The 10,012-nt window shown below is 43.4% G+C and carries 11 protein-coding genes; 2 read left to right on the top strand and 9 right to left on the bottom strand.

Annotated features, from left to right (window positions below):
• Nucleotides 1-45: 45 nt before the first annotated feature.
• From livF to PSF27_RS20520, 5 genes are all read right to left on the bottom strand, one after another.
• Entirely contained in the window at nt 46-747 is a 702-nt protein-coding gene (gene livF / locus PSF27_RS20540; RefSeq protein ID WP_206083507.1) for a high-affinity branched-chain amino acid ABC transporter ATP-binding protein LivF, read from the bottom strand.
• Nucleotides 747-1,526, bottom strand: coding sequence for a high-affinity branched-chain amino acid ABC transporter ATP-binding protein LivG (gene livG / locus PSF27_RS20535; protein ID WP_272682165.1), 780 nt, complete (start codon nt 1,524-1,526; stop codon nt 747-749). The genes livF and livG overlap by 1 nt, the downstream gene beginning before the upstream one ends.
• Entirely contained in the window at nt 1,523-2,794 is a 1,272-nt protein-coding gene (locus tag PSF27_RS20530) for a high-affinity branched-chain amino acid ABC transporter permease LivM (protein ID WP_272682164.1), read from the bottom strand. The genes livG and PSF27_RS20530 overlap by 4 nt, the downstream gene beginning before the upstream one ends.
• Nucleotides 2,791-3,717, bottom strand: a complete 927-nt coding sequence (livH, locus tag PSF27_RS20525; RefSeq protein WP_206083504.1) for a high-affinity branched-chain amino acid ABC transporter permease LivH — start codon at nt 3,715-3,717, stop codon at nt 2,791-2,793. Before livH ends, PSF27_RS20530 begins: the two co-directional genes overlap by 4 nt.
• Before the next feature lie 103 nt (nt 3,718-3,820).
• Nucleotides 3,821-4,930 carry a branched-chain amino acid ABC transporter substrate-binding protein gene (locus PSF27_RS20520; RefSeq protein WP_225818564.1) on the bottom strand — a complete coding sequence of 370 codons (1,110 nt, stop codon included), beginning with the start codon at nt 4,928-4,930 and terminating at the stop codon, nt 3,821-3,823.
• A gap of 379 nt (nt 4,931-5,309) precedes the next feature.
• Between PSF27_RS20520 and panM the strand changes: the two genes are divergently transcribed.
• Both panM and PSF27_RS20510 read left to right on the top strand, forming a co-directional pair.
• Nucleotides 5,310-5,735: an aspartate 1-decarboxylase autocleavage activator PanM gene (panM, locus tag PSF27_RS20515; RefSeq protein ID WP_206083502.1), complete on the top strand. Its 426-nt coding sequence runs from the start codon at nt 5,310-5,312 to the stop codon at nt 5,733-5,735.
• Complete coding sequence (locus PSF27_RS20510) at nt 5,722-6,111, top strand: VOC family protein (protein WP_206083501.1); 390 nt, start codon at nt 5,722-5,724, stop codon at nt 6,109-6,111. Before panM ends, PSF27_RS20510 begins: the two co-directional genes overlap by 14 nt.
• Nucleotides 6,112-6,213: 102 nt before the next feature.
• On the opposite strand, the gene rpoH is transcribed toward PSF27_RS20510, so the two are convergent.
• The 4 genes from rpoH to ftsY all read right to left on the bottom strand — a co-directional run.
• Nucleotides 6,214-7,089, bottom strand: a complete 876-nt coding sequence (gene rpoH, locus PSF27_RS20505) for an RNA polymerase sigma factor RpoH (RefSeq protein ID WP_225818567.1) — start codon at nt 7,087-7,089, stop codon at nt 6,214-6,216.
• A gap of 275 nt (nt 7,090-7,364) precedes the next feature.
• Nucleotides 7,365-8,342 carry a permease-like cell division protein FtsX gene (ftsX, locus tag PSF27_RS20500; RefSeq protein WP_272682163.1) on the bottom strand — a complete coding sequence of 326 codons (978 nt, stop codon included), beginning with the start codon at nt 8,340-8,342 and terminating at the stop codon, nt 7,365-7,367.
• Complete coding sequence (gene ftsE, locus PSF27_RS20495; protein ID WP_206083498.1) at nt 8,335-9,000, bottom strand: cell division ATP-binding protein FtsE; 666 nt, start codon at nt 8,998-9,000, stop codon at nt 8,335-8,337. The genes ftsX and ftsE overlap by 8 nt, the downstream gene beginning before the upstream one ends.
• 6 nt (nt 9,001-9,006) lie before the next feature.
• A partial coding sequence (gene ftsY / locus PSF27_RS20490; RefSeq protein WP_272682162.1) for a signal recognition particle-docking protein FtsY occupies nt 9,007-10,012 on the bottom strand: 1,006 nt, incomplete at its 5' end.

Here is a 10,012-nt window from a genome sequence, read left to right as displayed (position 1 = left end):
CCAAATGAAGCCAACACCGCCACAGCGTGAAGGATGACGAAAATTTTAGCCGCCGAGATAAGCGCTGCGTACTGCCTCATTAGCCAATAACGCTTTCCCGCTATCTTCTAGCACTATGTGCCCATTTTCCAATACATACCCACGATCAGCGAGTTTTAGGGCTTGATTCGCATTTTGCTCCACGAGGAAAATTGTCATTCCCTCTTCTCGCAGCTGCTGGATAGTGTCAAATATCTGCATAATGATGATTGGCGCTAGTCCCAATGAAGGCTCATCCAGTAGCAATAATTCAGGTTGGCTCATCAATGCTCGTCCGATTGCCAACATCTGCTGCTCCCCACCAGACATCGTCCCTGAACGCTGAGTACGACGCTCATATAACCTAGGAAACAGCTTATACACTCGCTCAATGCGTTCTAGATATTGTTGGCGCGTGGCAAAAAAGCCGCCCATCGCAAGGTTTTCTTCCACTGTCATACGGGAAAAAACTCGTCGCCCTTCTGGCACAAGTGCAATATCTTCACGCATTATTTTTGAGGTCGGCAACTGAGTAATATCCACATCACGATACAATACTTGCCCTTCAGAGGCCCTTGGATCACCGCAAAGCGTGCTTAAAAGCGTGGTTTTACCTGCCCCATTTGCCCCAATCAGGGTGACAATCTCACCCTTTTGGATATTTAAGCTAATCTCATGTAATGCTTGAATTTTTCCATAATGAGCAGAAACTTTTTTAAATTCTAACATCAGTAAGCTTCCCCCAAATAGGCTTTAATAACATCAGGATGCTGGCGTATTTCACTCGGTGTGCCATTCGCCAATGGTGTGCCCTGATTGACGACGTAAATGCTATCTGAAATTCCCATGACCAGCTTCATATCATGTTCAATTAATAAAATTGAAACATTATGATGAGTCCGTAATTCGGCAATTAAATCATCCAAGTCATTGGTTTCTTTTGGGTTAAGCCCTGCTGCGGGTTCATCTAACATTAAAATTTCAGGGCGTGTCACCATACAGCGCGCAATTTCTAACCGACGTTGCTGCCCATACGCCAAGTTACCCGCTTGTCGATTGGCAAATGGTAGTAAATCCACACGTTCTAACCACTTAACTGCATTGTCTAAAGCCGCAGACTCTGCGCGGCGAAATGCTGGCGTTTTCAAAAGCCCTGAAAAAATACCACTTTTTAAATGCTGATGCTGCGCGACCAACAGGTTTTCGATGACAGTCATTTCCTTAAATAACCGCACATGTTGGAATGTGCGGATCACACCAAGACGCGCAATAGCTTGCCCTGTTAGACCTTCGAGATGCTTTTCTCGATACAAAATCGTTCCACTAGTTGGCTTATAAAACCCCGTTAAACAATTGAAAATGGTTGTTTTCCCTGCACCATTTGGCCCAATCAGAGAAACAATTTCCCCTTGATTAAGGGTAAGCTCAACATTATTCACAGCAAGTAGACCACCGAAGCGCATGGTTAACCCGCTGACTTGTAATAAAGGCGTGGTTAATTGGCTCATACCCCCTCCCCTTCAGGTATTTTTTTCACCTGAACTTGACGGCGTTTCATCGGCAATAAGCCCTGCGGTCGCCAAATCATCATTAACACCATCAATGCACCCAGCAGTAACATGCTGTATTGGTTGAGGTCACGCATCATTTCCCTTGATACAACTAAGATAATCGCCGCTAAAATAACAGAGGTTTGTGAGCCCATTCCCCCCAGTACCACGATGGCTAAAACAAACGCGGACTCAACAAATGTAAATGATTCAGGGCTAATAAACCCTTGCCTTGCGGCAAATAACGTTCCCGCAAACCCCGCAAAGGCGGCACTAATAGTGAATGCAGTGAGTTTGATACGCGTCGGGCTTAAGCCAAGTGAACGACATGCAATTTCATCTTCACGCAGAGCTTCCCAAGCGCGGCCTAATGGCATCCGCAGTAATCGATTGATCACAAATAGGGTTAAAACCACCAGCAATAAAGCGACAAAATAAAGGAAAATGATCCGATCGCCTGGATTGTAATCTAACCCAAAAAAGTTATGGAAAGTATCCCAGCCATCTTTTGCTGTTCGGCTAAATTCGAGGCCAAAAAACGTCGGTTTTGGCAATTGGCTGATCCCATTCGGACCTCCCGTAATCTCCGTATTATTCAGTAATAAAATACGGACAATTTCCCCGAAACCCAACGTTACGATGGCGAGGTAATCTCCCCTTAACCTTAGAACTGGAAAGCCCAGTAAAAAACCAGCCAATGCGGCTATTAGCCCTGCTATTGGTAAGCTTTCCCAGAAACCAAAGCCATAATAATGGTTTAACAAACCAAAGGTATAAGCGCCAATCGCATAAAAGCCAGCATAACCTAAAACCAATAAGCCCGATAAGCCCACAACCACGTTTAACCCCAACCCTAACATCACATAAATAAGGGTTAAGGTGGCGATATCAACGCTTCCACGTGAAACAATAAATGGCCAAATGATAGCTGCGATAATGATAACAACAGCAAGAATTTTTTGCTTAGTCGTCGAGCCGTCAAAATCAGGGATCGACCACGCTTTTTTAGGTACACCTTGCCAAACCTTGCTTAAGGTTGGGCGAACCAATTGATAAACAAAAATGATCGCAATCCCAGCGATGATCCAGTTCCAACGAACAGAATCCCCCACGGTTACCACCAATTTCGTACCATCCAGCGCAAGCTGTAAGCCCATCATAAATAAGGCTAAAACAAAGAAGGTTGCCGATGCCACAATGGCATTAATCCAATTTTCTTTTCTCATACCTTTTCGACCTCCGGACGTCCCAGAATGCCGGTCGGCATGATTAACAGAACACCAATTAATAAACCAAATGACACAACATCCTTGTATTCAGTACTTAAATAAGCAGAAGTCATCGCCTCTGCAACTCCGAGGATCAAGCCACCTAACATAGCACCTGGAATACTGCCGATCCCACCTAATACTGCAGCAGTAAAAGCTTTCATTCCTGCCATAAAGCCAATGTAAGGATTGATCACACCATAAAATTGCCCCAATAAAACCCCTGCTACAGCAGCCATTGCAGCACCGATCACAAAGGTTAGTGAGATAACACGGTCAGTATTGATCCCCAATAAACTGGCCATTTTGAGATCTTCAGCACAAGCACGGCAAGCACGCCCCATTTTCGAATAGCGAATAAAAAGGGTTAATGCCAACATGGCAAGGAGCGTAACCACCCAAATAGTGAGCTGCATTTTTGTCACGGTTGCTTCAAAACCATCGCTTTCCCCTAATACCCACTGGCCTGTAATTAAGCTAGGTAATGCAAGATCGCGGGAGCCTTGAGACAAGCTGACATAGTTTTGCAAGAAGATTGACATTCCGATCGCTGAGATTAATGCGATCAGACGTTTAGAATGGCGCACTGGCCGATAAGCGACTCGCTCGATGCTCCAACCATACGCACTGGAAACGATGATCGCCGCAATAAAGGCGGCTGCTACGAGGATCCAACCAACATCAATCCCTAGCATCATCAAGCCTGCAATCACGATAAAAGAGACGTAGCTCCCAATCATATACACTTCACCGTGGGCGAAGTTAATCATCCCAATGATGCCATACACCATCGTATAACCAATAGCGATCAACGCATAGGTGCTGCCAAGGGTTAATCCATTAAGAAATTGCTGAATAAAATAAAGAATTTGATCTGACATAAGACTTTCCTTTCGAACTGCTTGTCCTGAATAGAGAACAGAAGCCGGAAGCGAGTCAACTCACTTCCGGTTATTGTTCACTACGTTGGAACACTACTGGGTACTATTTTATAGGAGTGGAAGTCCCATCTTTGTGCCATTCAAACACACCAAATTCGAACCCTTTCAGGTCACCATTTGGTTGCCAGCTCAGTGTACCCATCACGGTATCTACTGGATTTGCTTTCAGATCTTTGACTAAGTCTTCAGGTTCAATGCTCCCTGTACGTTCCATTGCAGTGGTTAAACCTTGGATTGCCGCATAAGTTGTCCACACAAATGGCCCCGTTGGGTCTTCTTTTTTCGCTTTGATGGCATCAACAATTGGTTGGTTAGTTGCGACTTGGTCATAACGTTTTGGCAATGTCACTAACATCCCTTCAGATGCATCACCTGCAATGTTAGACAGCGAAGAGTTACCCACACCTTCAGGCCCCATAAAGCGAATATTCAGGCCTGCCTGTTTTGCTTGGCGTAAAATTTGCCCCATTTCTGGGTAGTAACCACCAAAGTAAACAAAGTCCACGTTCTCTTTTTTCAGCTTCGCGACTAAGGCAGAAAAATCTTTGTCTCCAGCCGTGACACCTTCAAACATCACTTCTTTCGTCCCTGCTTTATTGAGGCTTTCACGAACAGAACGCGCTAAACCTTCACCATATTGTTGTTTATCATGAACAACAGCGATACGTGACGGCTTAATTTCTTCAAGAATATATTTCGCTGCCGTAGGGCCTTGGTCAGAGTCCAAACCCGTTGTACGCAGCACCATTTGGTAACCACGTGTCGTTAAATCCGCATTGGTTGCCGCAGGCGTGATCATGATAATGCCTTCATCTTCATAGATATCCGATGCAGGTTGTGTGGAAGAGGAGCACAAATGACCAATAACATGGCGAATTCCGTCATTGATAACTTTGTTTGCAACCGCAACCGCTTGTTTCGGATCACATGCATCATCGTATTCAACGGCAACTAATGTGTTGCCATTGATCCCACCCTTTGCATTAATATCTGCAATCGCTTGGCGAGCACCTGTAAACTCCATATCACCATATTGTGCGACAGGGCCAGACATCGCGCCCACAACTGCTATTTTAATTTCCTTCGCCCATCCTGCTGAGCTGAACGCCATTGCGATGCAGCCCGCTAATAATGCTTTATTCATATTCTTCATTTTATCGTCCCCGTCTTCATGGTTCTGAGTGTTTGTGTTTGATTTATAATCGTTTATTATGGTTGACAGGTACAATGCCTGATATTTCAAAATACAGCGAATAAGGCTATATATTTCATAGTATTAAACAAGATAATTATGCTAAATAGCAAATGGATATGGTAGGTTATTACATTAGATGCAGAATAAAAAACTGATGTGTTTAAGTAGGTTTTTTGTAAATACTAGTGTTATATTCTAGTTAAATTTAAATTAATCCGAGTGAAACTCGGAAAATGCAGTCTGACAAAATTTTTCTCTCTAAAATAAAAAAATCGGTTACAGATCACTCTGGCAGGACGAGTAGCTGCAACCCTTGCAGGGAAACAGATAAAACATCATGAGACTCACTATTATCCCTTTGGTCAATCCTACTGAGCAGCAGTACCAAGACTTGGATAAAATCTGGCCAGACCAGAAGATTGATAAACGTGTACAACCGCTCGGTGAAATGCACTTAATTTATGCAGCCCGCTTTAATGATAGATTACTTGCCGCAGCAAAAGTCACCATCGACCAAAGACAAGGCATTATTGATGATTTTTGCGTGCGAGAAGTCACTCGTAGGCGCGGTGTTGGCCTTTATTTATTACAAGAAATACACCGAGCACACCCAGAAGTCATGGTATGGCAATTTAAGTTTAATCAGTTAGATGAAAAACAAGTTCAAGTCATGCATGCATTTTTAACCACTTGTGGATTTCACGCCACTTCACAGACTGGTGTATGGAAACTCATCGTAGGCCATTTAAATGAAATTAAATAAAATTCACCATATTGCGATTATCGCTTCCCACTATGAAGTCAGTAAAGATTTTTACTGCCGCATTTTAGGGCTAAATTTACTTAGTGAACATTATCGCCCTCACAATGACTCATGGAAGGCCGATTTAGCATTTGGTGAGCTCTATCAAATTGAATTATTTGGCTTTTCAAACCCACCAGCAAGGCCTAGTTACCCTGAAGCCGCAGGGCTTCGCCATTTGGCTTTTAGCGTTGATAAGTTAGATGAGTGGATTGCCTATTTAACAAAACAAGGCATTACATGTGAAGCGGTGAGGACCGATCCCTATACACAAAAACGATTTACGTTTTTTGCTGACCCTGATGGCCTGCCGTTAGAGTTGTATAGTGATGAATAAATATGAAGTCTGCTGTAGTTAGCTGTATAACTTATTGATATGAGCATCTGCATTTATTCCCTCTTAGAGGCAATAAATGCAGATAACTTGGGGCGAAATGGACTACATTTCGTCGTCGCTTTCTTCCATTGCCAAACGCAATTTTTTCATTGCGTTTTTTTCTAGCTGACGAACACGTTCTGCAGAAACACCGTATTTATCAGCTAATTCCTGCAATGTGGTTTTGTTGTCGTCATCTAACCAACGAGCACGAATGATATCTTGGCTGCGCTCATCTAATGAGTCTAGCGCATCCGCTAAACGATCAGTTGCATGGCTTTCCCAGTTATCATCTTCAATTGATCCAGCAAAGTCAGATGATTTATCCTGTAAAAATAATACAGGCGCAACAGGGCCTCCGAAATCAGCACTGTCGTCGTCATCTGACATATCAAATGCCATGTCTTGCGCCGCCATGCGTGATTCCATTTCGCGGACATCTTTGGTACTCACACCAAGCTCTTGGGCGACCATATCGACTTCGTCTTGATTAAACCAACCAAGACGCTTCTTATTTTTTCTTAAGTTAAAAAATAATTTACGCTGCGATTTTGTAGTGGCAACTTTAACAATTCGCCAATTACGCAAAACATATTCATGAATTTCCGCTTTGATCCAATGCACGGCAAAGGAAACGAGGCGCACTCCCACTTCAGGGTTAAAACGGCGCACGGCTTTCATCAGGCCGATATTACCCTCCTGAATTAAGTCCGCTTGCGGTAAACCATAACCTGCATAACTACGAGCAACGTGAATAACAAAGCGCAAATGCGATAAGATCAGTTGCTTTGCAGCATCCAGATCGCCGTTATAATGCAGCCGTTCAGCAAGTTCCTTTTCTTCCTCAGCGGTCAGCATTGGGTAAGCATTAGCAGCTCGAACATAGGCTTCAATACTTCCTTGCGGAACAAGCGTTAATGATTGCATGTCTTTGGTCATTCAGATCCTCTATAAATATTAGGAATGAAATTTATTCGATGTTGATAACCATCATATAGGTTAACAATGAAAAAACGATATGCTGTAAACAAGTAGATAGTCTACCAGTTTCACCGCATTAAATAAATTATATACAAGAATTGTTAACGGTGGGTCAATATAGGACAAAACAATTCAGACTAAGTTCATTCTTAAAGTCAATATCTAATATAATCAAGGGCTAGGGTAATATAACCACCAATAGCCCTTACTGAAAATGACAAGAAAACAAACGGTTACTCAGGTGTAAAATGACGTAAATGTTGTAATGTGGCTAACCATGCCGCAATCCACCCCACCATCGCTGACAATAAAAGGATTAATAGGGATTCTTCCCAAAGTAACCCCTCAATATGAAATTGTGTGCCAAACACACTCGCGACTTGTGCCACACCACTACCTAGTTGCCAAACCAATAAGAAGGTCATGATCAGCGAAATAATCGCCCCCACACCACCGAGCACAATGCCGCCGTTTAAGAATGGCCGCATAATAAAACCATCTGTCGCACCAATTAATTTCATTACATTAATGGTGTCTCGCCTTGCGAAGATATTGAGACGAACACTATTACCTATCACTAAGAACAAAGACACAATCATGAGAAGACCAATGACTGAAGCTATTTTGCCCACCAGGCCCGTCAAGGCAGCAAGCCGCGCAAACCAGCTATCGTCCATACGTACTTCTTCAATACCATCAACTTGGCCGACTCTATCCCTTAATGTCGTTAAGACATCCGACCCTTCAAAATCAATTTTGGGTGTGATGATAGCCACAGCTGGTAATGGGTTTTCTTCTAGCATATCTAATGCGGTACTAAAGCCTGACCAACTGCGAAACTCGCTCATGGCTTGATCCCGTGATAAATAATTCACATGATCAACGCCTTCAAGTGCTTGCAGTTGCGTCACGACATTTTGCCCACCTTGTTCATCAAGGGATTTATCCAGATAAACCGTAAGTTGTGGCGTCGGATACCACTGTGCCGCAGCTTGAGATACGTTTTTCCAAACTACATAACATAAACTTGGCAAAGTTAATGAAATCGCAATCACCATGATGGTCAAAAAGGTTGCCAAAGGCTGTCTGAGCATATCTGCCAGTGCATTCAACCAAGAATAACGCCATTGTTCGCGCCATCCCCCTTTGAGTGCCTTGCTTTTTGATTGCATTGCACGTTCAGGCTTGGCTCTTCGAGCATTTTTAGCCATGTTGACCTCCAAGCATCCGACCTTCACTTAATGTCAGAACACGGTAGTTACGGCGCTCAATCAACGCAACATCATGGGTTGCCATCAAAACCGTCACTCCCACACGGTTAAACTCTTCAAACAACCGCATAATCCCTTCCGATAATTCACCATCAAGGTTACCCGTTGGCTCATCTGCCAAGAGCATTGTCGGCTTATTAACCACTGCGCGAGCAATGCCCACACGCTGTTGCTCACCACCAGATAATTGAATTGGAAAGTTTTTTGCTTTGTCTAATAAGCCCACTTTATCCAATGCCGCAGAAACACGTCGACGAATATCTTCCGTGCTTGCACCAGAGATAATTAGTGGCATCGCAACGTTGTCATACACTGTACGGTCAAATAGCAGGTGATGATCTTGAAAAATCATTCCAATCTGCCGACGCAGAAAAGGGATCTCCCGATTTTTCAATCGACTAATATCATGACCATTAAACAGAATATGACCCGCACTTGGGCGCTCTATGCCGCAAATGAGTTTGAGTAACGTACTTTTACCTGCGCCTGAGTGGCCTGTTAGAAATGCCATCTCCCCGGGTTGTAGATGAAAATCAACCCCTTGGAGAGCTTGGCGGCCACCGCGATAAGCTTTACTAACGTGTTCAAAGCGAATCATCGAAAATTATTCCTCTCGGGCAAATAGGGCCTCGATAAAGTCATCGGCTTTAAATGGACGTAAATCTTCAATCCCTTCACCGATACCAATATAACGAATTGGAATACCAAATTGATCGGCAATCGAGAAAATTACGCCACCTTTTGCTGTACCATCGAGCTTAGTCAATGTTATACCTGTCAGACCTACCGCTTCGTCAAAAAGTTTCGCCTGACTCACCGCATTTTGTCCTGTGCTCGCATCCAGCGTTAACATAATTTCATGCGGTGCGCTTTCATCCAGTTTTTTCATTACTCGGACGATTTTCTTTAATTCTTCCATCAGATGTGATTTATTTTGTAAGCGGCCCGCGGTATCCGCAATCAACACATCTACACCTTTGGCTTGGGCAGACTGAATAGCATCAAAAATAACAGACGCTGGATCTGCACCTGTGTGTTGCGCAACAACAGCGATTTTATTGCGTTCACCCCAAACTTGTAATTGCTCTACCGCAGCAGCACGGAATGTATCCCCCGCAGCCAACATCACACTTTTGCCTTCAGATTGATATTGGCGAGCCAATTTACCAATCGTAGTGGTTTTACCGACACCATTAACCCCAACCATAAGAATAACATAGGGTTTTTTATCTTCGATCACGAGCGGTTTATCGACTTTCGCTAAAATATCAGACATTTCCTCACGCAATTTACCATACAGCGCTTCGGCATCTTTGAGATCTTTACGGCTTGCATGAGCCGTGAGGTTGTCGATAATTTTACGTGTTGTCTCAACGCCAACATCCGCAATTAGCAACTGTTCTTCTAATTCGTCAAATAAATCATCGTCAATTTTCTTACCCGTAAATAAGCTAAGAAAACCTGACCCCAGATTTTGACGAGTTTTTAATAACCCTTTCTTCAGCCTAGCAAAAAAACCCTCTTTTTTCGGTTTTTCTTGCTCTTTTGATAAACTATTTTTTTCCTCTTCCAAACGAAGACGTTCAGCTTCTGCTTCTGCTTCTTCTTCA

The organism is Providencia sp. PROV129 (assembly GCF_028482245.1).
Classification (GTDB): domain Bacteria; phylum Pseudomonadota; class Gammaproteobacteria; order Enterobacterales; family Enterobacteriaceae; genus Providencia; species Providencia vermicola.
The sequence above is the reverse complement of the archived record's forward strand: the minus strand, read 5'-3'. Positions and strand labels throughout refer to the sequence as shown.